A 25472-nucleotide genomic window follows, 5' to 3' on the forward strand; every position below is an offset into this window, starting at 1 on the left:
ATATGTATGCCTGAAGGAATCATTATCAAAGCGCTGAGCGGATATTATTATGTGAAGCCGCTTAAGGATGGACTCATCGCAACGGAGGAACAGGCTGTACAATGCCGGGGACGCGGAATACTTAAGAAAAGAGGAATAGCTCCTCTGGTAGGTGACCGGATTATCTATATGCTGACCGAGAACGGGGAGGGGATGGTGGATGAACTGCTCCCCCGTGATTCTGAACTGATCCGTCCGCAGGTAGCGAACGTGAAGCTGGCCGTACTGCTGTTCTCTGTACGGGAACCGGATATGAACCTCAACCTGCTGGACAAATTCCTCGTTCATATCGAGCATTCCGGACTGGACACGCTGATTGTACTGACCAAGCAGGATCTGGCGGATGATGAGGGCCAGGCTACAGAAGCAGTCAAAGCTCTCTATGAACAAATTGGCTATGAAGTAATGGTTACGAGCTCACTAAACGGATCAGGCGCCGATGAGCTGCGGAAGCGATTGGGCGGAATCATCAGTGTATTCTCAGGCCAGTCCGGCGTAGGGAAGTCAACCCTGCTGAACCGCCTCGTACCGGGCCTTGAGCTGGAGACAGGTGAAATCAGCATGCGGCTTGGCCGCGGGCGTCATACGACACGTCACGTTGAATTGATGGATATCGGGAATGGCGGTTTCGTAGCCGATACACCGGGGTTCAGCCAGCTGGACTTTCTGGAGCTGGGTGTGGATGAATTGTCCGAATGCTTCCGTGAGTTCGCTTCCTATGCGGAGAATTGCAAATTCCGCGGCTGCAGCCATCTTCACGAACCGGGCTGCAAGGTGATAGAAGCATTGCAGGCTGGAGAGATTGCGGACAGCCGCTATGAGCATTACAAGCTGTTCTACAACGAAATGAAAGATAAAAAGCGGAGGTACTAAACACATGGTTATTATTGCTCCTTCCATATTGTCAGCAGATTTTGCCGCACTTGGCGCAGAAGTCACGGAAGCCGAAGCCAGCGGTGCAGACTGGATTCATGTAGATGTGATGGACGGTCATTTTGTGCCGAATATTACCCTGGGTCCTGCCATTGTGGCAGCGGTCAAAGCCCATACTTCCCTGCCGCTTGATGTTCATTTGATGATCGAGAATCCGGAACGGTATATTGCTGATTTTGCCGCCGCAGGGGCGGCTGTAATTACCGTCCATGCAGAAGCTTGTGTACACCTGCACCGGGTGGTTCATCAGATCAAGGAGCTCGGCCTGATGGCCGGTGTGGCGATTAATCCGGGTACTCCGGCAGCTGCTGTGCGTGAGGTTCTCGAGGATGTTGATCTGGTGCTGGTCATGACAGTGAATCCGGGGTTTGGCGGACAAGCCTTCATTCCGCGTACGCTGCATAAGATTACACAGCTTAGAGAATGGGCCGGTGAGATCAATCACAAGGGGCTGCGTATTGAGGTGGACGGAGGAATTGCCGAAGCTACAGCACCTCTCGTGGCTCAAGCAGGGGCTGATGTATTGGTAGCGGGCAATGCGGTCTTTGGACGCAGTGACCGCGCAGGTGCAATCCGGGCGATCCGCGAGGCGGCGGATGGTGCTGTCCTTTAATCGCGAGTGCTTAGGTATAGGCCAAGTTATACCCGCATAAATATGGTTACATGAGCAGAAATCTCATGTAGCCTTTTTTTGTACAATAAGGGAGGTCTGCAGTTCGTTGGCATACACATCATGACAGGATAGTCTCCTACTGCATGGCATGAATTGATGGGAGGGTTAATCATGAAATTTTACACGTTCAAGCTGCCAAGATTTTTGGGAGGTTTTGTTAAAGCGATTTTGAACACTTTTCAGAAGAGCTGAGCGAGGCAGAACAGAAAACATGAAAAAAAGCACCTTACGAATGTAAAGGGTGCTTTTTGCTTCAAATATAAGACTTTATATGCTTTGCACTATAAAGTGTCCTTCTATTTCTCGCTGAAACGGATACCGTCTATTTAAGGACGGCATGTCCGTTTCTACTTGATATGAGATATCGCTAGGCCCTAGAATAATCCAAGACTAAACGCGTTCAACTTTACCGGCTTTCAAAGCACGGGTGCTGACGTACACGCGTTTCGGTTTGCCGTTCACTAGGATACGGACCTTCTGAACGTTAACTCCCCAAGAGCGACGGTTGCGGTTGTTTGCGTGAGACACGTGGTTGCCGCTGCCCGGTTTCTTGCCTGTTACTGTACATTTGCGGGACATAGATTACACCTCCTTGTTACTTACACCTGCGTAAAACAATACTTAAATATAATATCACAGCAAAATTTGCTACGTCAACCGATTCAAAAACATTTATTTCTTTAGACTCTTATAGTACAATATAAATTAGTGCATTATGTCCAGTTAATCATAGAATTGATTAGGCATGAAGTTAGGAAGGGGAATTCTCATTGAGTAAGCGTTCTATAAACGGGACAGATTTTACCGCAATGGTACTCGCCGGTGCGGAAAAGCTGCAGCAGCATGCGGAGCATGTCAATTCTTTAAATGTTTTTCCGGTTCCGGATGGAGACACGGGAACCAACATGAATTTGACGATGACCGCTGGCGCGAATGAATTGAAGAAAAATAATACTGCCTCTGTAGGCCAATGTGCAGGAGTACTCTCCAAAGGACTCTTGATGGGCGCGCGGGGGAACTCCGGCGTTATTTTGTCGCAGTTATTCAGAGGTCTTGGACGTTATGCAGCCCAATATGAAGAATTGAACACGCAGCAGTTCGCTGCAGCACTGCAGACTGGCGTTGATACAGCCTACAAAGCAGTGGTTAAACCGGTTGAAGGCACGATTCTTACCGTCGCCAAGGAAGCTGCGAGACATGCAGTGTATTATGCGCGCCGTACAACGGATGTTACTGAGCTTATGACCGAAGTATTGGCCAAAGCCAAGGAAGCGCTAGCTAATACACCTGAACTTCTGCCTGTGCTCAAGCAGGTCGGTGTTGTGGATTCCGGCGGTCAGGGTCTGGTCTACATCTATGAAGGTTTCCACCAGTATCTGACCAGCGGATCAGCCGCTGTACAGACACCTGTACAAGGACAAGCCTCAGTTCCTGCACCAATTCCTGCAGCAGTACTGACTAAACCTGAGAACGTATTGTCCTCCGTACAGTCTTCCGCCCAATCCCAGCTTTCTACGGAAGACATCGAATTTTTATATGATATGGAATTTTTCATCAACCGCCAGCTTGGCGCATCTGTGAAATCAGATTTTGATGAGGAAGTTTTTCGGAAAGCGTTGTCAGTTAACGGTGACTCCATTATCGTAATTTCGGATGATGAGACCATCAAGGTGCATGTGCACTCGAAGACTCCCGGCGAGGTGCTTAACCTGGCGCTGCTGCATGGTGAGATCACACAGATTCACATTCTTAACATGCGTGAGCAGCACCGCGATCTGTTGACAGCCGGAATGGATATTGCTCCAATGCCGGATGTATTCGCCGATATTCCGGAAGAGAAGGCCAGCGTACAGTCGCCTGCAGTTCCTCCTGCGGATGATCTGGCGCCATACGGCTTCATCGCAGTCTCTTCGGGAGATGGAATCTCTGATATCTTCCGCAGCCTTGGCGTGGATGCCATCCTGGCCGGCGGCCAGACGATGAATCCTAGCACGGAGGATTTCGTTAATGCGATATCTTCTATTTCAGCGAAGCATATCTACATTTTGCCGAATAACTCCAATATAGTACTGGCTGCGCAGCAGGCCAAGGAGCTGCTGGAGGGCGAACGTGACATCACGGTTATCCCTAGCAAGAGTATTCCCCAGGGAATCTCGGCCGCCTTTGCTTTCCAGGAAGAGGAAGCGGTAGATGCCAACACAAGCAATATGCTGGAGGCAATCGCACAGGTCAAATCGGGACAGGTTACCAATGCCGTGCGGGATACAGTCATTGAAGAGCTGGAGATCAAAGCCGGGCAGTATATCGGAATCTCGAACTCCAAGATCGTTGCTGCCGCCGATGAATTGCTTGCTGTAAGCAAGCAGCTGCTGGCTAGCATGCTGGTGAACGGTGACGAGATTGTGACAGTGCTGACAGGTGCAGATGCCGAAGCAGACGTTACGGATTCCATCAGCACATGGCTGGAAGAAACGTACCCGCAGGTTGAAGTAGAAGTTCATGATGGAGGCCAGCCGCTGTATTACTATCTTTTCTCAGTGGAGCCATAGACATCTTAGACCTAAGCAAGCAGAGTGGATCAGCTAAATCATAGTATGGGGAGGAAATCCATGAATCGTACCGTAATCGTTACCGACAGCACATCCGATATCCCGCCAGCCTTGGCGGATCAGTTCGGCATTGAAGTCGTTCCGCTGACTCTGATGTTCGGCGAAGAGGCTTTCCGGGATAATCTGGATATGACTCCGGAGCAGTTCTATGAGCGTCTTCCCCGCTCGCCGCAGTTGCCGACCACCTCACAGCCGTCGCCGGTCGAATATATGAACGTGTACCGCAGCATTCAGGAACGTTATCCGGGCAGTCCGATCCTGTCCTTCCATATCTCCTCCGGTCTTAGCGGAACCTATCAATCTGCTGTCCTGGCCAAATCCATGCTGGAAGAGGAAGGGGAGTCGGTCACCGTGGTTGACTCCCTGTCCGCTTCCTACGGATTCGGTTTCATGGTAGTGGAAGCCGCTAGATTGGCCGGGCAGGGTAAGGCGCCGGAGGAAATTCTGGAGCAGGTAGAGAGTATGCGCAAGTCGCGCAAGCTGTACTTCCTGGTGGATACGCTGGAATATCTCCAGAAGGGCGGCAGAATCGGCAAAGCGTCCGCCATCCTGGGTACGCTGCTCAATATCAAGCCGATCCTGTCGATCGATGCAGAAGGAATCATCTATGCGGTAGAGAAGGTTAGAGGCCGCAAGAAGGCAGTTGCCCGCATGATCGAGCTGTTCAAGGCAGATCTGCCGGGTGTGAACAAAATCAATGTGGCCGTGGGTCATACGGCTGAACCGGCTTCCGGCGAAGAATTCCTGAGGGAATTGTCCGGGCATTTCACCTTGGAAGAGAAGGTACTGACCAACATTGGACCTGTCGTAGGCAGCCATGTCGGCAACGGGACCTTAGCCGTATTCATCTGGCCCGCCTAGTATAGGGGATGAACATGGTGCTGGCTTTGGAATCAATTGAAGTGAAACAAATAACTGGCGTGAGCGCTCAAAAGCAAGGCGAGCTTCACGCCTTTGGCGTCTTTACAGTGAAGGATTTGCTGGAATACTACCCGTTCCGTTATGAGGATTTCCGGCCAAAGTCTCTTAGTGAAGTTAAGCATGGCGATAAAGCAACCATTGTAGCTAAGGTAATCGGCATTCCGGTGCTGCAGCGCTTCGGGGGCAAATCACGAATGAGCTGCAAGATGGTGGCTGAGCCGTGGATGTTCACGGCAACGTGGTTCAATCAGCATTATGCACGTGAGCAGCTGACAGTGGGCCGCGAAGTAGTACTTACCGGGAAATGGGACCAGAAACGGAATCAGATTACCGTAACCAATTATGAATTTCCGGACCGGGGGGAAGGCAAGACGGGAACCTTGCAGCCGGTGTACTCTGTAGGCGGCAAGATCACACAATCCTGGATCCGCAAAGTCATAGGCCAGGCCCTGCAGCAGTATGGAGAGCTGATTCCGGAAATCCTCCCGCACAGTATTATGCGCAAGTATGATTTCATGTCGCGTAAAAAGGCTATTGCCACGATCCACCAGCCGGAGGATACACGCGAAGGACAGCAGGGAAGGCGCAGGATGGTCTATGAAGAGCTATTCTTGTTCCAGCTCAAGGTACAGGCCTTCCGTGTACTGAACCGCGGCAGAATGGACGGTGTGGTCCATACAGTGGATAACGCCACAGTCCGCCAGTTTGTGCGGAGCCTGCCGTTTGAACTGACGGACGCCCAGAAGCATGTGGAGCTGGAGATTCTGCATGACATGCGCTCAGGGTACTGTATGAACCGGCTGCTGCAAGGGGATGTAGGCTCCGGCAAAACCGTGCTGGCGGCTATTGCACTGTATGCGACTGTAAGATCGGGATTTCAGGGGGCACTGATGGTGCCGACTGAGATTCTGGCCGAACAGCATATACGCTCGCTCACCAGAATGTTTGAACCGTTCGGCATTACAGTCGGTCTGCTGACCGGCAGTGTGAACGGACGCAAACGTAAGGATCTGCTGGCTTCTCTGCAGCTGGGAATGCTGGATGTGGTCGTCGGAACCCATGCCTTAATTCAGGATGATGTCTTCTTCCGCAGTCTGGGACTTGTTGTCACAGATGAGCAGCACCGGTTCGGGGTGAACCAGCGCAGTGTCCTGCGGCGCAAGGGCTACAACCCGGATGTGCTGACGATGACGGCCACCCCGATTCCGCGTACGCTGGCGATCACTGTTTTTGGCGATATGGATGTGTCTACGCTGTCCGAACGGCCAAAAGGGCGTGTACCGATTACGACCTACTGGGTGAAGCCTGATCTGATGGAGCGGGTATTGAATCTGATCAGCCGTGAGATTGACCAGGGGCGGCAGGCCTATCTGATCTGCCCGCTTATTGAGGAGTCGGAGAAGCTGGACGTGCAGAATGCGATTGATCTGCATGTTCAGATGTCGCAGGCGTTCCCGAACTATAAGGTAGGGCTGCTTCACGGGCGGATGACGCCTGCAGAGAAGGATGAAGTGATGCGCGCCTTCTACAGCAATGAGCTGCAGCTGTTAGTCTCTACTACAGTCGTAGAGGTAGGTGTGGATGTACCGAATGCCACATTGATGATCATTATGGATGCCGACCGCTTCGGCCTGTCACAGCTGCATCAGCTGCGCGGACGGGTCGGCAGAGGGGAACATGCGTCCTACTGCGTGCTGATGGCAGATCCCAAATCGGAAATTGGCAGAGAGCGGATGACGGCGATGACGGATACGGATGACGGCTTCGAGGTGTCCCGGCGTGATCTGGAGCTGCGGGGACCGGGGGATTTCTTCGGGACGAAGCAGAGCGGGCTGCCGGAATTCCGGCTGGCGGATATGACGGCTGATTTCGAGACGCTGGAACTGGCGCGTGATGACGCGGCAGAGCTGCTGCGGGATGCCGCGTTCTGGACATCGGCGGATTATGCTCCGCTGCGCGGGTATTTGCAGCAGGAGCAAATATTCCAGGGAGATTTAATTGACTGATTAGGCACATGCGGAGACCGGCCCTCATATACTGTGAATGATTGGATATGACGGGAGGTGCTATGCTTGGGTTATCAGCAATTCGGAATCAGTCCTGCGCTGGTGGATCGCATTAAGCTGAAGATGAAGAATCCGGCGGTTAAGGAACGCATCAAGAATATGATCAACGGAATTTCCAAGCAAGAGCTGCAGGACACTGCCGTTGTGCGCAGGCTGGTGCGCAACGCTTCTGCAGTGATGAATGAGAAGCTGACGTCCTCGCAGGAAGAGCAAATTGTTAAATTTGTGATTGCCCAGAAGATTGATCCGGGCAACACCTTTCACCTGATCCGCTTATGGGGAATGTTCCGCTGAAAGAGCGGAGCCTGCCCTTGCCTGATCTAACCAAAAAGCGTTCCCGCAACTAAATGCGGGAACGCTTTTTGGTTAGATCAGTGGCTATAAGCTGTCCGCTGAATACCATCGGTCAACCAGGCGGGTGATTACGGAAGAGCGCGGAAATCCGGCTGTTCCGGGCCGCATTGATGACGATCTTACTGTCCTGGTCGCATCCGTGGACGATGGAAGCCAGCTCCTCTTCCTCCAGCCTGCTTGCCAGGCAGAAGACGGTGCCGGGCTGTCCCTCAGGACCGGTGGACCTGACGAGTTTAACTTCGCGGTCAAGTGACTGCTGGAGCCTGCGGCGGATCTCTTCACAGTTGCTGCTCGTAATCCAGACAGCCTGGGAGAGGGATAGGTCTCTTAACGAGAAGCGCAATGCTTCAAAGGCCAGCAGGTAAGCAATGATGCTGTACATAGCCTGATCCCAGCCGAACAATGAACCGCCGAAGAGCAGAATGGCACAGTTGAACAGCATAATGCCCATTTCAGCAGATTTGGGCGGACCGCCGTTCAGCAGCCGGACTCCCTGCTTCTCGCTTCCGCTGGTAATGCCTCCGAAGCGGACAGAGATGCCAAGCCCAAAGCCCAGGCACAGACCGCCGGCTATTGCAGCAGGCAACGGTTCGCTGGTGGCTGCAGGGAAGTGGTGAAGGGCCAGCGAGCCCGCCGTCAGACAGATTAATCCAAGCATCGTATATAGGGCAAACCGGAGATTAATCTGCCTGCGCGACATTAGAATGAACGGAAGGTTGAGCAGGAACAGAAATAAGCCAAGACGCATTTCGGTTAAATGTGACAGCAGAGCAGACAATCCGGCGATTCCGCCAGGCAGCAGCTTGTGCGGCATCAGGAACAGTTCCAGTCCTACAGCAGCGAGCAAGCCCCCGCCTATAACAGAGAGCAGGCGCAGGATTTTGGAATGGCGCAGGGGGGCAGCCCCTCTATATCTGATTTTCAATGGATTTCCTCCTTTCAGCAGGAAACCTGAATTTGTAGGTTCGTTTGCTATAGATAATGCGTTGTGCGCTCAAAGGATTTATTGGAGAGCCTTTACCTTATAAAGTGTGATGTGCATTTCAGCGGATACAGCAGCAGCCGCTTCAGAATGATGTAAATGATGGGGAAGAACGACACACAGAGCAGAGGCAGGGACGCTTCCGGATGAAGCGCCAGCAGGTTCTCAGGATGGGCCAGCCGCGCGGAAGGAATGTAATGGAACGTTGTGCTGTGCACCCGTACCGGCTGAGCCATTTTATGCTCATAACGCTCCAGTCTGGCATGCTGCACTTCGGAAGCCTCCTGTTCGTTCAGCAGCTGGGAAGAAGCAGCCAGAAATGTCAGGAGAAGCACCGGTATGAAGGCCGCCTTCAGGAGCTTAGAAATGGGTAAGCGCGCTAGATATGTCATCAAGAGAACACATCCTTACTGTATATTGTAGTTAAAGCATAACATAGGATTCTGGGCAGGACCAAATTTCCGGAGCTGTTTTTTTGGGGTAAATGTCATGAAAATACGAAACCGGAGCCGTTACACCGCGTATTCTCTAGTAAAATGAACATTTTATAATTATTTTTACCAAAGGAGCGTTTAATTTGCATAAAGAGGGCATTTTTAACGGATTTCTGAATTCGGCTGTAGCCAGTTCCTCCCGCGGCTTCTTCTCCGAAGGGCCTTATTTATTACAGCTTGTGCTGCTGCTGATCGCAGTTTTTGTTGCTTACACTATTGCCAGAGCCCTGAAGATCTGGATGACCAATAATGCCAGTCCGCTCGAGTCGAGGGTGGCGACAGCTGTTACGAAACGCACAGAGGTCTGGGGCGGCAGAGGGCATGCGGGCACACACACCAGCTACTATGTAACCTTTGAATTCCAAAACGGGAGCCGGAGGGAGCTGGAGGTGAAGGCCAAAGCGTATGGTCTGATCGTTGAGGGAGACAGGGGCGAGCTGTCCACCAAGGGGACCCGGTTCAAAGGATTTGCCCGTTCGGGCAGGCACAACCTTTGATAAATCTACATATGTTTTTAGAATTCTCCTGCTATTTTTGGGTAAAACTCCATATAAGGGTTTGAACTAAATAAATTATAGAAGGAGCGGATGAATTGAACTCAGATTCTGCTAAAAGCAAAAGTAAAGAAGGTGTATTGTTCCATACTCTGGATACGGCCGAGGTGCTGAAGCAGCTGGAGAGCAGGGAAGCCGGACTGACTGCAGAAGAAGCGGCAAGGCAACTGGAACGTTACGGCAAAAACATGCTGCAGGAAGCCAAGTCTAAATCGCTGCTGGCTAAATTCATTGAGCAGTTCAAGAATGTAATGATCTTCATCCTGCTGGCGGCTGCCGTGCTCTCGGGAATCCTCGGAGAGTGGACGGATACCGTTATTATTTTGCTGGTGGTGATCCTGAACGCGGTGCTGGGTGTCATCCAGGAGAACAAAGCGGAGCAGGCACTGGAGGCTCTCAAAAGCATGTCCTCTCCGCAGGCGAGAGTCCGCCGGGCCGGGCAGGTCACAGAGATCAAAAGCGAGGAGCTGGTGCCCGGCGATATTGTGCTGCTGGAAGCCGGCAACGTGGTGCCTGCTGATCTGCGGCTGCTCGAAGCGGCGTCACTGAAGACCGAGGAGGCGGCGCTGACGGGTGAATCACTGCCCTCGGATAAGCAGTCGGGAGTGCTTGCGGGCAATGATCTTGTGATCGGTGACCGGACGAATATGGCTTATATGAGCAGCAGCGTAACCTATGGCCGGGGTGTGGGTGTGGTAACGGCTACGGGGATGCATACCGAAGTGGGCAGGATCGCCGGATACATCTCGGAGGCGGAGAATGAAGTTACCCCATTGCAGAAAAAGCTGGATGAGCTTGGCAAATATTTCACCTTCATTATTCTGGGTGTCTGTGTCGTTATCTTCGTGGTCGGCTGGCTGGAGGGCAGAGAGCTGCTTGATATGCTGCTGACCTCCATCTCACTTGCGGTAGCGGCGATTCCGGAGGGTCTTCCGGCCATCGTAACCATCATTCTGGCGCTAGGCGTGCAGCGGATGGCTAAGCGCAAGGCAATTATCCGCAAGCTGCCTGCGGTGGAGACACTGGGCAGTACAGAGATTATCTGTTCTGACAAGACGGGCACATTAACACTTAACAAGATGACCGTGGAAAAGCTGTATGTGGGCGGAGAGACTATCGAGGCCGATTCGAAGCTTAACGAAACGCCGGGCGGTGATTTGCTGCTGCAGGCGATGACCCTGTGCAATGATTCCAGCATAGACGAAGGCAAAAGTGCTGGAGGGAAAGCTACGGATGGAGCCCGGGCAGAGGCGAAGCCTGGTTCAGCAGGCGGGACCCGGAGCGGTAAAGCCCTTATCGGCGACCCTACCGAAACGGCGCTGGTTGACTTCGCACTCAGCATCGGGACTGACAAACGGGAGCAGGAGCAGCGTTATCCGCGGGTGAATGAGCTGCCTTTTGATTCGGACCGCAAGCTGATGACGACGATCCATAAGCTGGATAACGGCGGGTTCCGGGTGCTGACCAAGGGAGCGCCGGATGTGCTGGTGTCCAAATGCAGCCATATTCAAGAGAATGGCACTGTAGTGCCCTTAACGGAGGCACATATCAGCCGGATCACAGCCAGCAACAAAAGTCTGGCAGACGAGGCGCTGCGGGTGTTGGCGTTTGCTTACCGCGACCATGCAGAGCAGCCCTCCGATCCTTCAACGGAGGGGACGGAGAAGGATCTGGTGTTCATCGGCCTGACCGGGATGATCGATCCGCCGCGTGAGGAGGTCCGGGATGCGGTTGCCGTATGCAGACGGGCGGGCATCCGGCCGGTGATGATCACCGGGGACCACCGGGACACGGCTGCAGCGATTGCTAAGCGGCTTGGAATCATCGATGATGACAAGGCAGTGCTGACCGGCCGCGAGCTGGATCAGATCAGCGAGGCGGATTTTGCCACAAGAGTGGCCGATTATTCCGTGTACGCCCGTGTATCGCCTGAGCATAAGGTGCGGATCGTCAAGGCATGGAGACAAATGGGCAAAATCGTTGCTATGACCGGAGACGGAGTCAATGATGCGCCTGCGCTCAAATCAGCGGATATCGGCGTTGGTATGGGCATCACAGGAACAGATGTGGCCAAAGGCGTATCCGACATGGTACTGGCCGATGATAATTTCACTACGATTGTCGTTGCTGTCGAAGAAGGACGCAAGGTATACAGCAACATCCGCAAAGCGATCCAGTTCCTGCTGTCGGCCAATTTGGGGGAAGTGGTGACCCTGTTCATTGCGACGCTGATCGGCTGGCGGATTCTTGAACCGATTCATATCCTGTGGATTAATCTGGTCACAGATACCCTGCCGGCGCTCGCGCTCGGACTGGAAAAAGCGGATAATGATGTGATGTCGAAGAAACCGCGTAAATCAAGCAGCAGTATTTTTGCCGGAGGCGTGGGGATCGGAATCATCTATCAAGGGCTGCTTGAGGCGGCACTGACCCTGCTGGTGTATTACTGGGCACATACCCATTACGATGAAGGTGTTGCAGTCACGATGGCCTTTGCTACGCTGGGACTGCTGCAGCTCACCCATGCATTCAATGTCAGATCCAATACCAAATCATTGTTCCAGATCGGCTTGTTCAGCAACCGCTACATGCTGGGGGCTTCGGTCATCTCGGGACTTCTGCTGGTGCTGGTTATTATCATTCCGGGGCTGAATGAATGGTTCGGAGTGGAGCATCTGAGCGGTCTGCAGTGGGGAATTGTCTGCGGGGCTGCAGTGGCGATAGTGGTGATTGTGGAGCTGGTGAAGCTGGTTCTCCGCTTAAGCGGGCGCAGTAAGAACTGGGAATAGTATACTGCCGGACAATGGCGGTGGCATAAAAAAATGCAAGGAGGGTACGGCGCTTCGGCAGAAGCCCGTAACTTTCCTTGCATTTGTTATATTTAGGGGATTATAACACCCGCTGCATGTGCAGAATAACATTACTCCAGTACCCGCTGTCCAGGTCACTGATCTGTACTCCGGGATCGCCCCAAGTATGAATGAAACTGCCGCCCCCCATGTAGATGCCTACATGACCGGGAATGGCGTCGCTCTCGAACCGGCCGGGTACCGTGAAGAAAATTAAATCCCCGGGCTCCAGCTCGCTTCTTGATATGCGTCTGCCGATATTATCCTGATCTTTGGCCAGCCGCGGGAGATCTACGCCAAATTTCTTGAATACATGACGGGTGAAGGATGAGCAGTCAAACCGTTTGGTCTCCTCATAAGGTCCGGCACCGAAATCGTAGGGTACGCCGAGATACTTCTTGGCATAGGCGATCAGTTCACCGGTATCCACGTTGGAGACACTCAGGATCCGCAGCGGCTTAGCTGCTTCACCTGCACTTGCATTGGCGGTAGTATCCCTGTCAGAGGGGGCAGCAATATTGATCTCTCCGGTGCTTGGATTCCAGCCAACCTCGGTCTGCAGCAGCTTGGACAATGCATTAGGCGTGATGTAGATCTGACCTTCGCGGCGGATGGGAACGTCCGGCAGGGTGATCTTCTCCCCCAGGGAGAAAACCTGGCTGGAATCCGGACGGAGCATGTACATTACATCGCTGTAGCCCAGCTTGGTATATCCTCCGCTTGAGGTGTCGTCTTTCATTCTGTATCCTATGGAGGCAGCGGCCGGCTTCAGCGGAATCCAATACTTGCCTTCTTTGTCCGTGATGGAATTCTTCTCATAGTAGCTTCCGGCAAATGTTCCGGTTGGCGTAACCGAATTCACCTTCGGGGTAGTGTCCTTGCTGGAATAGCTGCAGGCGGTTGAGCCAAGAATGACGGCAGTAAGCAGTGCGGCTGTGGCCGCAGTTTTGGATGAATTGATTATTGGCATTTGGCACGCTCCATCTTCAAACTTTAAGTAAAGTTTGTGCAGGGCGGCTTTTTTTATGTGGAAAAGGGTTTAGCAATCAATGTCAAGAGCAACAGGCTTGTTCTTGTCGAAACATCAGCCCATTGTGCGTTTTTTGTAAAATATGGAGCCGTGATAAATGATTGACGGAAAATCAACCTACATATAATATATGTTTAATAGATTGCGGCAGTGGATGCGGAAATGGTGCGGGCTTTTGCTTTAATGCTTTCAAAGATGAAAGCGATAATGCTGAACCGCTAACCCAGGTTCGCGCGCTGAATCCGTAAAAGAAGAGGGGTTATCTGATGAAGAGAAAGAACATTTGGCTTGGCCTGAGTATGTCCTTGATGCTGGTAGCAGCAGGTTGCGGTAACAATAATGCAGCCGTAAATAATGGATCCAATGCAGGAAATGCTCCGGCAAACGCAACCAGCGCTCCGGCAGACACCGGTTCTGCGGACACCAAATCCTACACGATTGCCATCTCACAATATGTAGAACATCCGTCGCTGGATGCTACTCGGGAAGGCTTCCTGGCGGCACTGAAGGATGCCGGAATCGTAGAAGGTGAGAACTTGAAGGTGGATCTGGAGAATGCCCAGGCGGATCAGGCGAACAACCTGTCCATTGCACAGAAGATTGCGGGTGACAAGAATGATCTGGTGCTGGCGATCGCCACTCCGTCCGCACAATCCATTGTCCAGAAAGTGAAGGATACGCCGATTCTGTTCGCGGCAGTCACTGATCCGCTGGATGCCAAGCTCGTAAGCGACCTGGAACATCCCGGCGGCAATGTCTCCGGCGCATCGGATACGAACCCTGAGTCAATTACACGACTGATGAATTTCATCGCAACGCAGTTCCCGGATGTGAAGAAGCTGGGCCTTGTCATTAATGAAGGTGAACCTAACGCAGTAGTTATGGCGGATATCGCCAAGGAAGAATTGGACAAGCACGGGATTGAGCTGGTGAAGGCAGCCATCACGAATACGTCGGAAGTGAAGCAGGCGGCTGAATCCCTTGTAGGTCGTGTGGATGCCCTTTACATTACACTTGATAACTCCGTCGTAAGCGGTGTGGATACGATTATTCAGACAGCCAATGACAACAAACTGCCGTTCTTCTCGGCAGACCGTGATACGGTTGAGAAGGGTGCTTTTGCCACTGTGGGCTTCAAATACTATGACCATGGCTACCAGGTTGGCGAAATGGCAGTGGAAGTACTTAAGAACGGCACAAGTCCAGGCGACATGAAAATAACGATGCAAGAGAAGCTGGACCTCATTCTTAACCTCAAAGCGGCAGCAGCACAAGGCATTGAAGTAACGGATGCTATGAAGGCTGAAGTTGCAGATCCTGACAATAACATTATTCAATAACATACAGATATCATAACGGGGCGTTTCCATGCGGGCGCCCTTTGCCGCTTGAGGGAGGAAGTCATCTATGTATAGTTCATTAATCGGCGCCCTGGAAATGGGCCTGCTGTACGCTTTTATGGCACTCGGGGTGTATATTACCTTTCGTATTCTTGATTTTCCGGATTTAACTGTAGACGGGAGCTTCACCACCGGCGGCGCGATTGCCGCAGTCATGATCACCCACGGATATTCTCCCCTGCTGGCAACAGTATGTGCCCTGCTCGGAGGGATGGCTGCAGGCATGTGTACAGGTCTGCTGCACACTAAAGGGAAGATCAACGGCCTGCTATCCGGGATTCTGATGATGATTGCGCTATATTCCATCAATCTGCGGATTCTCGTGCGGCCGAATGTTTCCTTAATGGGTGAGGTATCCCTCTTCAGCTCTATTAATCCTTTGCTGGTTATGCCTTTTGTGGTTCTGCTCGTCAAGATTCTGATGGATCTGTTCCTGCGTACAGACCTTGGACTTGCCTTGCGTGCTACAGGAGATAATTCCCGGATGATCCGCAGCTTCGGTGTCAATACGGATACTACTACGATTCTCGGCATCAGTCTTGCGAACGGAATGGTGGCCCTCTCGGGTGCGCTGATCGCCCAATATTCTACGTTTGCCGATTCATCCATGGGTATAGGCATGATTGTTATCGGGCTGGCTTCGGTAATTATCGGGGAAGCGATATTCGGTGCGGGCAACGTCTTCCGCGCTACATTGGCCGTAGTGCTCGGCTCCATCGTCTACCGGATCGTTGTGGCGCTGGCTCTGCGGGTGCCATGGCTTAAGGCTTCGGATCTCAAGCTGATTACGGCTATTATCGTTATCATCGCCCTCGTCTTCCCGTCCGTTCAGCGGTTCCTGAAGCAGAAGACGATGGCCCGCAGACGGACTGAAGAGCTTGCGGAGCTGACGCGCAGCAGCAAGAAAGGAGGGGCAGCCGATGCTAAAGCTTGATAATGTATCCAAGCTGTTCAACCCGGGTTCACCTGACGAGAAGATTGCCCTGCTGGGCATCGATCTGGAACTGAGCGCCGGAGATTTCGTGACCATTATCGGCAGCAACGGGGCCGGTAAATCGACACTGATGAATATTATCTCCGGTGTCATGAAGCCGGATCTCGGTGAAGCGCGCATTGAAGGCAGCTCGATCAGCAATCTGGCCGAGTACCAGCGCGCACGCTGGATCGGCCGGGTCTTCCAGGACCCGATGGCCGGTACGGCGCCTCATATGACCATTGAGGAGAATCTGGCCATGGCTTATAAGCGGGGCCAGAGCCGCGGGCTGTCCTTCGGGGTGAATGCGTCCAGACGCACGCTGTTCCGGGAGCAGCTCAGCAAGCTGGGCATTGGCCTGGAGAACCGGCTGCGCGCCAAGGTAGGGCTGCTCTCCGGAGGCGAGCGGCAGGCGCTTAGCCTGCTGATGGCGACCTTCACCCAGCCGCAGATTCTGCTGCTGGATGAGCATACAGCTGCGCTGGACCCTTCGCGCGCTGAACTGATCACGAAGCTTACGGAATCCATTGTCCGTGAGATGAAGCTGACTACACTTATGGTCACCCACAACATGGATCAGGCCATCCGTTTAGGCAACCGGCTGATTATGATGGACAAAGGATCGATCATTCTCGATTTTGATGAATCCCGCAAGAAGGATCTGACGGTAGAACGGCTGCTTGGTGAGTTCGAAGCCATCAGCGGCCATAAGCTGGCGGATGACCGGATGATGCTGGGATAAGCAGGGATTGAACTGAAGAAGGCTTGAGTGCTGTCTGTTAGCTGGACAGCTGCTCAAGCCTTTATTGTTGTGTCTTTGTCTTTACATTTTTAATGATGCAGAGAATGGGGTCAAATTCCATCCAGGGCTTCCTTCAGCTGAGCCAGATGACGTTCTTCATGAATGCCGATGAAATCCACCCACTGGGCGACATCCATCGGGCCGAACACCGGGTGGGGATACAGCTTGCGGTTCCACAGGCTCTCTTCACTCTGGGCCAGCACCGTCTTCAGGTCAGAACGGGACTGGTCCAGCCGGGCCCGTACATCGCCAAGCGGGATGAATTCCTCGGACGGCACAAGATGGGGCGGGGCATCAATGAACCGGTTGCGGTCCAGCGTCAGCTGATAGGGCTTCGGCTCTGTGACAGCTTCTTCCGTGGCAGCAAGCGCCTGCATGATCCCGGCGGTGATCGCTTTTTCCATCAGATACAGATGCTCCAGTACTTGCACAGGTGACCATTTGCCTTCGGCTTGCTTCCGGTTCAAAGTCTCGGAAGAGAGTCCGGAGACTGCAGCGCAGATTTGATCACGAATCTCTTCATTATGGTTCATCATGAGTAATAATCTCCTCTGTGTAGAAAATAAAGTCATGTCTAAAGTCAATTTCATTATTGCTTCTTAAATTATATCCCCAAATGAGGATTGGCAAAACAGCAGGGCAGCCGATTCACTACGCGGTATGAGAGGTAAAGTTTAAGGAGAGAACTTGACTTGAACAATAACAACGACCTTGGGAGGAGACTACACTTATGACCACTAAGAAACTGGAAGGCAAAGTAGCAATCGTAACCGGAGGCGGATCGGGGATCGGCCGGGCGTCGGTGCTGGAGTTCGCCAGAAACGGAGCCAAGGTGGCACTTCTGGACCGCACTGTGGAGAACGCAGAGAAGGTCGCACATCAGGTGGTGCAGGAAGGCGGAGAAGCCGCTGTGTTCGAATGCGACATCGCCGAGCCGCAGCAGGTGGAGGACGCCGTGAAGCAGGTGGTTGCCAAGTGGGGACAGCTGGACATCGTGTTCGCGAATGCCGGAATCAACGGTGCGATGACACCAATTGAGACGATGGATATCGAGTCCTGGGACCAGACCATTCAGATCAATCTGCGCGGTACGTTCGCTACGGTTAAATATGCCATCCCCCATTTGAAGGAGCAGGGCGGCAGTATCCTGATCAACAGCTCCATCAACGGGAACCGGGTATTCTCCAACATCGGATTCTCGGCATACAGCACCACGAAGGCCGGGCAGGTCGCTTTTATGAAAATGGCGGCGCTGGAGCTGGCCCAGTACAAAATCCGCGTAAACGCCATCTGTCCTGGTGCGATCACCACCAACATTGATGACAATACGTACCCTTCGGATGATCTCAAGGAAGTGCAGATCGAGGTTGAATTCCCGGATGGCGGACAGCCGCTGGAGAAGGGGCCCGGGCGACCTGATCAGGTAGCCAAGCTGGCGCTGTTCCTGGCTTCTGCGGATTCGGATCATATTACAGGAACCGAGATTTATTGCGATGGGGCAGAGTCGCTGCTGCATGGCTGATTCTTCTAATCGTACTTTAACACTCATATAATGTGTGAAGTGCAGCCTTTAACTGAAGCGGACGTTGTCCCTTTGCCGGAGCTCATCAGAAACCGTTTGATGACCGGCTGCAGAGGTGCTGACGTCCGTTTATTCTTTTGAAATCAGCTTGCGAAAAATTACAGTAAGGATTGCAGTGATTTTCAGGTATACTGATTCTATCTGTCATGGAGAGGAGGACAACAATGAACATTGATTTACACACAGAATCGATTGTGAAGCTGCTTGTGGCCATGCTGTTCGGGCTGTTCATCGGGATTGACCGGCAATTAAAACAGAAACCGCTGGGAATCCGGACCAGTATGGTCATTAGTATCGCCAGCTGTCTGGTGACACTGGTCTCGATCCATGCTTATGATAAATTCGGCGGGCCGGAGCATCCCAACATGGACCCTATGCGGCTGGCGGCGCAGATTGTCAGCGGGATCGGTTTTCTCGGGGCAGGCGTCATTCTGCGCAGAGGCGGAGATGCGATATCGGGACTGACATCAGCGGCGCTCATCTGGACGGCTTCCGGTATCGGGATTGCGGTTGGCGCGGGATTCTATGTAGAAGCGGGTTATGCAGTGGTGCTGCTTATGTTCGCGGTAAATGCGGTGCCCCTGCTAATTAAGGCCATCGGCCCGGAGGTGCTGAACAAACATGAGATATCGATTAAAATCATCATGGAACCGAACTATATTCTAACCGATGTGATCCAGAAAATTGAGCAGCGCCATATCATTGCCGAGCAGCGTAAAACACGTAAAACCGGCCGGACGATCCGGCGTATGAAGATCAAGGATCTCGAAGACGGGAGACAAATGATTGATATGGTGATCTCCGCACCGGACCGTGATTATGCTACGGAAATCTATTATGATGTGAAGAAAATTGAGCATGTCATGAGCGTCGAAGTAGAACAGCTGTAAAATTGACATGTTGCCGATCCGGCAGATGTGGTACTCTATCTATGAGAGAGTCATTATGAGCTTATGGAAGGGAGATTAAAATTATTATGTCGATTACTGCATTTGAAGGACAATATGAGGGAGAAGCCGCAGTCTGGCTCAAGGCCGGACGTTATGAGGCAGCCGTTCTGCCGGGCATCGGAGGCAACCTGATCTGCTTCCGTGATACTGAGAGCGGTTACCGTTTCCTGCATGAGCCAGGCGCAGAGGAAATGGAAGCCTTCAAGGCAAGCCCCGGGATTCACGGTATCCCTGTACTGTTCCCGCCGAACCGTTATGAGGATGGAGAGTTCCCGTGGAATGGACAAACCTACCGTTTCCCTGTTAATGAAGCCAAGACTGGCAACCATTTGCACGGATTCCTACATACAGCAGCCTGGGAGGTCGAAGAATTCGGCAGCGGCAAAAGCGAAAGCTTCGTCACTGTAGCGATTAAGGTGGATGAGAACCATCCTTCTTATCAATATCTGCCGTTCAAATATACCGTCAAGCTGCGCTATACTCTGGGAGAAGGCGGCCTGTCCCAGCAGTTGCTGGTCCATAATGACGGCGCAGAGCTGATGCCTTGTCTGCTGGCGTTCCATACTGCCATTAATGCACCGTTCGCACCAGGCAGTACGCCGCAGGATTACCGCGTGAAGCTGACTATCGGCGAGCGTTGGGAGCTTAGCGACCGGATGCTGCCGACCGGCAAATTCCAGGAGCTGACTGCGGATGAAGTGGCACTGCGTGATGAGGGCTTGTATCCGTTCTATGCGCCAATGGACAACCACTATACCGCTGTAGCCCAGAACGGCCGCAACCGCATGGAGCTTACCGACAGCAAAGCCGGCGTTACGCTGGTGTATGATGTGGGAACCTCGTATAAGCAGTGGATGATCTGGAACAATGGAGCTACTGAAGGATTTTTCTGTCCGGAGCCGCAGATCAACCTGGTTAATGCACCGAAGGTAGATCTTCCTGCCGATGACATCGGATTGTTTGGTCTGGAGCCGGGAGAGTATTGGGAAGAGACTAGCCGCCTGTATGTGAAGTAGGGGGGGATAAACTGAATTTCAGAGGTTAACATAAAGCTTCGGCGTCACTGCGGTGAAGATTTGGACTTCCGGCCGCTGTTGTCCCCAGATTTCTTGATATATACCGCTGCCCGCGGTTGAAATCCGGTGACAAAGGCGGACGCTACCGCTCCTACAGTTCCAAATTTCCCCTCCGGTCCTTTTGCTTATTGTTTATTCTTTTTTTCAGTTTATATAGTTGTAGAGATAGCAGAATGAAGAGCAGCGAAGTTCGCTGCTCTTTTTTGCGTGAAATACCATGCTGATAATCTCGCATCAGGGGATTATAGAAGAGGCTGTGAGGTGCATAATACGAAGATGTACTTCTTTTGGATACTGAATTTTAAGGCGGCTTTAAGCTAAAAGGCGTATACTACTCCTTTAATCCAGTTAGGAGTGAATCCATTTGTCGCGGTTATTGCCTTCCAAACGTTTCTCTTATTTGCTGTTAGTCCTGCTGGCCGGGGGATTTGTGCTGAATTATTTCCTGCAGGCGGCTTCCTTTAGTATGAATTTGACGGGGGCACTGCAGTGGATCGGCAGGTACCCATGGCTGTATGGTGCAGGAAGCCTGTTCATTTTCTTCATCCTGCTCTTAAGTTCAGTGATCTTGCCTAATACATATGCGGGGCCAGCGGTTGTCAGTGTACTATGTCTGCTGCTGGGTATTGCCGATTATCAGAAGCTTGTTACGAGGGGCGAACCTCTTTTTCCATGGGATCTCATGCTGGTCAAAAATGCCGGTGAAATGAGCAAGATTACCAAAGGAATGATCTCACCGCTGGCGGTAATAGCCGCAATATTAGTGGCTGTTGGTCTGGCGTACATGATCCGCAAGCTGCCCAGGAACAGAATCAACCTGCCTTTGCGCTTAAGCCTGGGCGGGATCTCTGTGGCGCTGAGCGCAGGTTTTCTTGTGCTTGTCTCGGGCCATTCATCTGTTGTTACGGCTATGAACTACCAGAACATCTTCTGGAACCAGAAGGTGAACTATACGCAGAACGGATTCATATTTGCTTTTGCCGGGAATTTGCGCCAGAGCCTGCTGGAGAAGCCCGAAGGGTACAGCCGTGAAGCGGTTGAAGCGGTGTCAGCCAAGTATTCGGCATTGCCGGATGAACCGGCGGCAGCCAGTCCTGAGGAACAGCCGAATATGCTGTTTATGATGGATGAGGCTTTCTTTGATCCTACGCGTCTGCCGGGGTATGCCTTAAGCGAAGATCCGCTGAAATTCATTCATGCGGCGGCGGGGGAGACTCCATCTGGTTATTTGCTGTCACCGGAATTCGGCGGCAATACGGCCAATGTTGAATTCGAGGCCCTGACCGGGCTGTCGATGTATTTCCTTGGAGACGGAACCATTCCCTATCAACAGCGCATTGTCAAAATGTCCTCACTGCCGTCGATCGTCAGTATTCTGAAATCGCGGGGCTATCAGGCACTGGCGCTGCATCCGTTCGATGAGACCTTCTATAACCGCAACCGTGTCTATCCGGTACTTGGTTTTGACAGCTTCATCAGTGAAAAGGATCTGCCGGAGGCTAACCGCCTCACCCCGGATGGCTATATCTCCGACAAGGCTGCTGTACAGGAGGCTGTCCGCGAGCTTAAGTCGGCGTCCGGGCCGGCCTTCCTGCATCTGGTGACGATGCAGAATCATTTCCCGTTCACCAAAGGTCTGAATGGACCGAATACGATTACCGTAGAAGGCGGACAGCCGGGACAGAAGGACGAGATGGAAACCTATGTGCAGGATACGAAGCTGACTGACGAGGCACTGGCTTATCTGCAGCAGGAGCTGCTGACGATTGAACGTCCGACCATTGCTGTATTCTGGGGTGACCATCTGCCGGCGCTGACCGCCGGGATCTATACAGAGGCTGGCTGGGATCAGGAGCCTAGGCTGAAGCACGAGACACAGCTGCTGATTCTGGCTAACTATGAGATCGGTAATGAGCCGCTGGGCACACTTAGTCCGGCCTTCCTTGGCCCGACCGTCTTTAGACTATCCGGCCAGCCGCTGCCTGCCTATTACAAGCTGCTGAAGCAGGTGCAGGAAGAAATCCCCGGTCTCAGCAAGAATGTGCTGGTCGGGACCGGCAGCAGCGGAATCCTGAGTGAATTGACACCCGGGCAGCAGGAGCTGCTGGATGACTATCGCCTGATCGAGTATGACCTGCTGGAAGGGGAGAAGTATGCCGAGGGCTTAATGTTCTAACCGGATTGGCTATAATCAGCGCAGCCCCACATCATGGAAGCGGTTCTCGATCGGCTCGCGCAGCAGCAGGCGGATAGACTGGATCGCTTCGGTCTCGGTATGCTTAGCCTCTCTGACGAGAGGAAGCAGCCTTTGTTGCCGTAGAGTTGGAGCAAGTGACGCGTTCGGGCTTAATAGAGCTGTGATTTCACCGTAGACAGCGGAGAGATGCTCATAATGGCTGGCGGTGGACTCGAGCTCAGGCCAATATTCGCAGGCTGCTCTGGTGTAGCTGGACGCGTCCTTCTTACTGGCAGCATAGAACACCAAGGTTTCATATGCACCGGCAGCATCATATGATCTGCCTGTCAAGGCATCCAGCATGGCATCATAAGCCTGCAGTCCGCAGGCATACTGCGATTCCGGCAGCATCGGATCGTGTACCTCTGCCTTGTATACAGCCTGAATGAAGGATTCTCTGATCACCTGCCGTATGTCCTTCCGGATCTGTCCTTCGATGATCTGACAGTGCCAATAAGGGCCCGCATTTCTTCCCAGCTGCTCATAAGGCAGCTCCAGCTCTGCTCTTGAAGATATTTCGTTGTAGCAGAATACCTGCTTCTGATCATCGGAGCGGGTTATCACCACAAAGTTATCTTTCCAGCAGATGACGCCTGTGCCTTGCTCAAGCGATTTGCGGATTGCCAGGATAGCCTGTCTCTGATAGAGCGGAAACGTAGGGGTGAAATGAAACCCTGCCGCTTGTGCAGTAACAATGCCGATTAAATCTGCTGCCACCGTGTGCTCAGCCATCCAGTTATAAGCCGTAGGTGAGTCACGGTGAAGCTGCCTATGCACGGACAGACGGAAACAGGAGGCAGTCATTCCGGATAACATATATTTGGGCATTGTGAACCAGCCGTTAGCCGACAGAACCTGGTACATGGCATCTACATAAGAATGAGACAATTGCGGAGGATGCACGGCCGCCGGTACTGAATCCAATTCTGTTCTGTTCATCATCTGGCCGTATGCGCCCCCCATCTTGGAATAATTGAACGTTTCCGGTCCGGATACCGCCCGGAGATAATTCTAAGCTGCTGCATCGCGCGTTCCTCCAGCTCAAACGCCTGCTGCAGGGTGGTACAGAGTGAGGGAAGCTGCTGGTGTACCAGCGCCCGGTTGCTGTTAGTCAACGGAAGTGCAACCTTCAACTGCCCGCGCACCATCTCTTCCAGCTCAGCATAAATACTGTGTACCTCATTCAGGCCCGGCAATACGGACTCAACCTCCTGCAGATAACTCGTGATCTCTGAGCGCGCCGTCAGGTAAGATTCGAGAATATAGACGGCCCCGCTGCTGTCGAACTCTCCCTGCTGAAGAGCCCGGATCAGGAAGCTGTAAGCCAGTCTGCCTGATGCAATGCTTGGATCGGGGAGTGTTTTGTACGGAGTCTCCCAATCCTCAAGGGCGAGCCTCAGTGATTCCAGTACTGCGTCACGCAGCGGAATATCCACCTTATCTCCGATATACTGGCAATACCAGAACGGGGTAATGTTGAGGCCGAAATTATCATAGAGCACATAACGGGTCTCGATGGACGATCCATCCTGCACATAGAACACCCGGTCGTCCTCATCATAGCCGTGAATAACACCGAACTCCGGTATCCAGTAGACACAGGCGAGTCCGCGGTCCAGACTATGCTTCACATCTTCAATGGCGGCCTGCTGATATACGGCGAACGAATCATGTCTTGTTCTGCCTCCGCTATGTCCGGTAAGGATGCCGAGGTTATCGATGGCAGGTCCATGCTCTTTGCCCCACTGTCCATAAGCAGTAACGGAGAAGGGGAAGAGCTTCTCATGTACAGAGAATTTGAAGGCCATACCGCTGAGCCCGGAGAGCATGAATGTGGGTCCATGGAATAACCCGGCGGCAGTGAGAACGGCATAGAGGGCATCGGTAAAAGATTTGGATTCGCGCTTCATTTGTATTCCGTTAATGAGCACTCCGGCCCTCCTGTTCATTCAGCAGATTCAGTACGTTCTGGCATCTGATCCTTACTTTCTCTTTCAGCCATTTGGGGGACAGAATTTCAGTCCATTCCGAGCTGAACAGCTGCCCCACAAAGGCCTCCGTATCAAAAAATTCAATTTCATAGACTTCTCCATCAGCGGACCGGATCGTATACCCTCCCCATGAGGAATCTGCAGGCATCCCGCTTAGCCGGATTCTGGCTGTGAACGGCTTCAGCTGTCTATTCTGTTCCGGCGGAGCGGCTGAGAATTCATCGTCCGCTGCGAAATATCTGTCCGTCAGCTTCAGCTGCAGGATTTCAGTCAAGTTAAAAAACTCTGTCCGGGAATTCCCCTCTATGGCAGCAAGCACATAATCTTCATCCAGACGGCGGCTCAGTTTCAGGGGACAGAGATATAGCTCCTGCGGTTTGTCCGGCTGTTTCCGGCAGAGGATGTGAATTACATTACGGGCCTGAATGGCTTGTTCCAGGAGCCCGATAACCTGCAGACGCCGGGCATTTACTTCAAACAGAGGCAGCCTGTATTCTCCAGCCTGCAGGGGCTGGTCTGTGAACCGTTCCAGCAGGCCACCGACTCTCCGGATAGTCTGGCCGTTCTCATAATCATAATGGCTGTACCGGTAAGCCAGATATTTCAGTACCTGCTGCTCTTCGTCTGTGATGTAGAGATGAGGCAGCACAAAGCTGTTATCCTCGTACATATACCCGCGCTGGCTGGCCACGTACCGGAGCGGAGCCCGCAAAGATTCCGCCATATATTCAATATCCCGCTGCGCCTGGCGCCTGGAGATTTCGAATTGCTCCGCAAGAATATTGCTGTTCGGATAACAGGCATTTCTGATTTGCTGGTCAAACCACTGAATACGGTGAATATGGCTCATGCGGCTCCGCTCCTTTCTGTCAGATTTCAGTATAGCGTCTGCTGAACTTCCACCGCAACAAGGCAAAGATGCCGCCCGGACATCCATGCATGAAGCATGAAGCCGGGC

General features: G+C 52.5%; 24 protein-coding genes. 16 read left to right on the plus strand and 8 right to left on the minus strand.

Annotation, left to right across the window (positions count from 1 at the left end; genetic code table 11):
- Positions 1 to 6 precede the first annotated feature (6 nt).
- The 3 genes from rsgA (at position 7) to spoVM (ending at position 1837) form a co-directional block, all read left to right on the plus strand.
- The gene (gene rsgA / locus P40081_RS15260) at positions 7 to 912 is read left to right on the plus strand and encodes a ribosome small subunit-dependent GTPase A (RefSeq protein WP_042136602.1); all 906 of its coding nucleotides are present in this window, start codon (positions 7 to 9) and stop codon (positions 910 to 912) included.
- Between the two features lie 4 nt (positions 913 to 916).
- Complete coding sequence (rpe, locus tag P40081_RS15265; RefSeq protein WP_042136604.1) at positions 917 to 1585, plus strand: ribulose-phosphate 3-epimerase; 669 nt, start codon at positions 917 to 919, stop codon at positions 1583 to 1585.
- Between the two features lie 171 nt (positions 1586 to 1756).
- Positions 1757 to 1837: a stage V sporulation protein SpoVM gene (gene spoVM, locus P40081_RS15270; protein WP_020431362.1), complete on the plus strand. Its 81-nt coding sequence runs from the start codon at positions 1757 to 1759 to the stop codon at positions 1835 to 1837.
- Between the two features lie 198 nt (positions 1838 to 2035).
- On the opposite strand, the gene rpmB is transcribed toward spoVM, so the two are convergent.
- Positions 2036 to 2224: a 50S ribosomal protein L28 gene (rpmB, locus tag P40081_RS15275; protein ID WP_019911441.1), complete on the minus strand. Its 189-nt coding sequence runs from the start codon at positions 2222 to 2224 to the stop codon at positions 2036 to 2038.
- Positions 2225 to 2415: 191 nt separating this feature from the next.
- Here rpmB and P40081_RS15280 point away from each other — a divergent pair, with 191 nt between their 5' ends.
- From P40081_RS15280 to P40081_RS15295, 4 genes are all read left to right on the plus strand, one after another.
- Entirely contained in the window at positions 2416 to 4194 is a 1779-nt protein-coding gene (locus P40081_RS15280; protein WP_042136606.1) for a DAK2 domain-containing protein, read from the plus strand.
- A 60-nt stretch (positions 4195 to 4254) separates the two neighbouring features.
- Positions 4255 to 5115 carry a DegV family protein gene (locus tag P40081_RS15285; RefSeq protein WP_042136608.1) on the plus strand — a complete coding sequence of 287 codons (861 nt, stop codon included), beginning with the start codon at positions 4255 to 4257 and terminating at the stop codon, positions 5113 to 5115.
- 14 nt (positions 5116 to 5129) lie between these two features.
- On the plus strand, positions 5130 to 7181 hold the full coding sequence (gene recG, locus P40081_RS15290; protein WP_039298034.1) for an ATP-dependent DNA helicase RecG: 2052 nt from the start codon (positions 5130 to 5132) through the stop codon (positions 7179 to 7181).
- 66 nt (positions 7182 to 7247) lie between these two features.
- Positions 7248 to 7535 (plus strand): stage VI sporulation protein F, encoded by a 288-nt coding sequence (locus tag P40081_RS15295; RefSeq protein ID WP_039298036.1) that lies wholly within the window; start codon positions 7248 to 7250, stop codon positions 7533 to 7535.
- A 112-nt stretch (positions 7536 to 7647) separates the two neighbouring features.
- On the opposite strand, the gene P40081_RS15300 is transcribed toward P40081_RS15295, so the two are convergent.
- Together P40081_RS15300 and P40081_RS15305 are read right to left on the minus strand one after the other, a co-directional pair.
- Positions 7648 to 8520 carry a YitT family protein gene (locus tag P40081_RS15300; RefSeq protein WP_042136610.1) on the minus strand — a complete coding sequence of 291 codons (873 nt, stop codon included), beginning with the start codon at positions 8518 to 8520 and terminating at the stop codon, positions 7648 to 7650.
- Positions 8521 to 8612: 92 nt separating this feature from the next.
- A complete protein-coding gene (locus tag P40081_RS15305; RefSeq protein ID WP_197074362.1) occupies positions 8613 to 8972 on the minus strand; it encodes a hypothetical protein in 360 nt (119 codons plus the stop codon).
- A gap of 182 nt (positions 8973 to 9154) precedes the next feature.
- Between P40081_RS15305 and P40081_RS15310 the strand changes: the two genes are divergently transcribed.
- Both P40081_RS15310 and P40081_RS15315 read left to right on the plus strand, forming a co-directional pair.
- A complete protein-coding gene (locus tag P40081_RS15310) occupies positions 9155 to 9568 on the plus strand; it encodes a DUF2500 domain-containing protein (protein ID WP_231575361.1) in 414 nt (137 codons plus the stop codon).
- 137 nt (positions 9569 to 9705) lie between these two features.
- Positions 9706 to 12414, plus strand: coding sequence for a calcium-translocating P-type ATPase, SERCA-type (locus P40081_RS15315; protein ID WP_042141108.1), 2709 nt, complete (start codon positions 9706 to 9708; stop codon positions 12412 to 12414).
- A 100-nt stretch (positions 12415 to 12514) separates the two neighbouring features.
- Here P40081_RS15315 and P40081_RS15320 read toward each other — a convergent pair whose 3' ends face one another.
- Positions 12515 to 13444, minus strand: a complete 930-nt coding sequence (locus tag P40081_RS15320) for a C40 family peptidase (RefSeq protein WP_042136614.1) — start codon at positions 13442 to 13444, stop codon at positions 12515 to 12517.
- A gap of 326 nt (positions 13445 to 13770) precedes the next feature.
- Here P40081_RS15320 and P40081_RS15325 point away from each other — a divergent pair, with 326 nt between their 5' ends.
- The 3 genes from P40081_RS15325 (at position 13771) to P40081_RS15335 (ending at position 16619) form a co-directional block, all read left to right on the plus strand.
- Positions 13771 to 14844: an ABC transporter substrate-binding protein gene (locus P40081_RS15325; RefSeq protein ID WP_042136616.1), complete on the plus strand. Its 1074-nt coding sequence runs from the start codon at positions 13771 to 13773 to the stop codon at positions 14842 to 14844.
- A 67-nt stretch (positions 14845 to 14911) separates the two neighbouring features.
- Entirely contained in the window at positions 14912 to 15838 is a 927-nt protein-coding gene (locus P40081_RS15330) for an ABC transporter permease (RefSeq protein WP_042136618.1), read from the plus strand.
- The gene (locus P40081_RS15335) at positions 15825 to 16619 is read left to right on the plus strand and encodes an ABC transporter ATP-binding protein (protein ID WP_042136620.1); all 795 of its coding nucleotides are present in this window, start codon (positions 15825 to 15827) and stop codon (positions 16617 to 16619) included. The genes P40081_RS15330 and P40081_RS15335 overlap by 14 nt, the downstream gene beginning before the upstream one ends.
- 110 nt (positions 16620 to 16729) lie before the next feature.
- On the opposite strand, the gene P40081_RS15340 is transcribed toward P40081_RS15335, so the two are convergent.
- A complete protein-coding gene (locus P40081_RS15340; protein ID WP_197074363.1) occupies positions 16730 to 17215 on the minus strand; it encodes a DinB family protein in 486 nt (161 codons plus the stop codon).
- A 194-nt stretch (positions 17216 to 17409) separates the two neighbouring features.
- On the opposite strand from P40081_RS15340, the gene P40081_RS15345 reads away from it, so the two are divergent.
- From P40081_RS15345 to P40081_RS15360, 4 genes are all read left to right on the plus strand, one after another.
- Positions 17410 to 18201 carry an SDR family oxidoreductase gene (locus P40081_RS15345; RefSeq protein ID WP_042136621.1) on the plus strand — a complete coding sequence of 264 codons (792 nt, stop codon included), beginning with the start codon at positions 17410 to 17412 and terminating at the stop codon, positions 18199 to 18201.
- A 224-nt stretch (positions 18202 to 18425) separates the two neighbouring features.
- Entirely contained in the window at positions 18426 to 19151 is a 726-nt protein-coding gene (locus P40081_RS15350; RefSeq protein ID WP_042136622.1) for an MgtC/SapB family protein, read from the plus strand.
- A gap of 86 nt (positions 19152 to 19237) precedes the next feature.
- Positions 19238 to 20227, plus strand: coding sequence for an aldose 1-epimerase (locus tag P40081_RS15355; protein WP_042136624.1), 990 nt, complete (start codon positions 19238 to 19240; stop codon positions 20225 to 20227).
- 424 nt (positions 20228 to 20651) lie between these two features.
- A complete protein-coding gene (locus P40081_RS15360; RefSeq protein WP_042136626.1) occupies positions 20652 to 22463 on the plus strand; it encodes an LTA synthase family protein in 1812 nt (603 codons plus the stop codon).
- A 15-nt stretch (positions 22464 to 22478) separates the two neighbouring features.
- On the opposite strand, the gene P40081_RS15365 is transcribed toward P40081_RS15360, so the two are convergent.
- From P40081_RS15365 to P40081_RS15375, 3 genes are read right to left on the minus strand one after another with little or no spacing between them, the layout of a single operon-like run.
- Positions 22479 to 23465, minus strand: a complete 987-nt coding sequence (locus P40081_RS15365) for a hypothetical protein (RefSeq protein ID WP_042136628.1) — start codon at positions 23463 to 23465, stop codon at positions 22479 to 22481.
- On the minus strand, positions 23462 to 24454 hold the full coding sequence (locus P40081_RS15370; protein ID WP_231575362.1) for a hypothetical protein: 993 nt from the start codon (positions 24452 to 24454) through the stop codon (positions 23462 to 23464). The genes P40081_RS15365 and P40081_RS15370 overlap by 4 nt, the downstream gene beginning before the upstream one ends.
- The gene (locus P40081_RS15375) at positions 24444 to 25364 is read right to left on the minus strand and encodes a helix-turn-helix transcriptional regulator (protein WP_042136631.1); all 921 of its coding nucleotides are present in this window, start codon (positions 25362 to 25364) and stop codon (positions 24444 to 24446) included. Before P40081_RS15375 ends, P40081_RS15370 begins: the two co-directional genes overlap by 11 nt.
- Positions 25365 to 25472 lie beyond the last annotated feature (108 nt).

The sequence above is a fragment of the Paenibacillus sp. FSL P4-0081 genome (assembly GCF_000758565.1).
Lineage (GTDB): Bacteria > Bacillota > Bacilli > Paenibacillales > Paenibacillaceae > Paenibacillus_AQ > Paenibacillus_AQ phytohabitans.

Excerpts from the sequence above, each read along its gene's own strand:
- recG (WP_039298034.1), top strand. The coding sequence starts at position 5,130 with ATGGTGCTGGCTTTGGAATCAATTGAAGTGAAACAAATAACTGGCGTG.
- P40081_RS15325 (WP_042136616.1), top strand. The coding sequence starts at position 13,771 with ATGAAGAGAAAGAACATTTGGCTTGGCCTGAGTATGTCCTTGATGCTG.
- P40081_RS15340 (WP_197074363.1), bottom strand. The coding sequence starts at position 17,215 with ATGATGAACCATAATGAAGAGATTCGTGATCAAATCTGCGCTGCAGTC.
- P40081_RS15330 (WP_042136618.1), top strand. The coding sequence starts at position 14,912 with ATGTATAGTTCATTAATCGGCGCCCTGGAAATGGGCCTGCTGTACGCT.
- P40081_RS15345 (WP_042136621.1), top strand. The coding sequence starts at position 17,410 with ATGACCACTAAGAAACTGGAAGGCAAAGTAGCAATCGTAACCGGAGGC.
- P40081_RS15375 (WP_042136631.1), bottom strand. The coding sequence starts at position 25,364 with ATGAGCCATATTCACCGTATTCAGTGGTTTGACCAGCAAATCAGAAAT.
- P40081_RS15350 (WP_042136622.1), top strand. The coding sequence starts at position 18,426 with ATGAACATTGATTTACACACAGAATCGATTGTGAAGCTGCTTGTGGCC.
- P40081_RS15320 (WP_042136614.1), bottom strand. The coding sequence starts at position 13,444 with ATGCCAATAATCAATTCATCCAAAACTGCGGCCACAGCCGCACTGCTT.
- P40081_RS15335 (WP_042136620.1), top strand. The coding sequence starts at position 15,825 with ATGCTAAAGCTTGATAATGTATCCAAGCTGTTCAACCCGGGTTCACCT.
- P40081_RS15355 (WP_042136624.1), top strand. The coding sequence starts at position 19,238 with ATGTCGATTACTGCATTTGAAGGACAATATGAGGGAGAAGCCGCAGTC.
- P40081_RS15365 (WP_042136628.1), bottom strand. The coding sequence starts at position 23,465 with ATGATGAACAGAACAGAATTGGATTCAGTACCGGCGGCCGTGCATCCT.
- rsgA (WP_042136602.1), top strand. The coding sequence starts at position 7 with ATGCCTGAAGGAATCATTATCAAAGCGCTGAGCGGATATTATTATGTG.
- P40081_RS15285 (WP_042136608.1), top strand. The coding sequence starts at position 4,255 with ATGAATCGTACCGTAATCGTTACCGACAGCACATCCGATATCCCGCCA.
- rpmB (WP_019911441.1), bottom strand. The coding sequence starts at position 2,224 with ATGTCCCGCAAATGTACAGTAACAGGCAAGAAACCGGGCAGCGGCAAC.
- spoVM (WP_020431362.1), top strand. The coding sequence starts at position 1,757 with ATGAAATTTTACACGTTCAAGCTGCCAAGATTTTTGGGAGGTTTTGTT.
- rpe (WP_042136604.1), top strand. The coding sequence starts at position 917 with ATGGTTATTATTGCTCCTTCCATATTGTCAGCAGATTTTGCCGCACTT.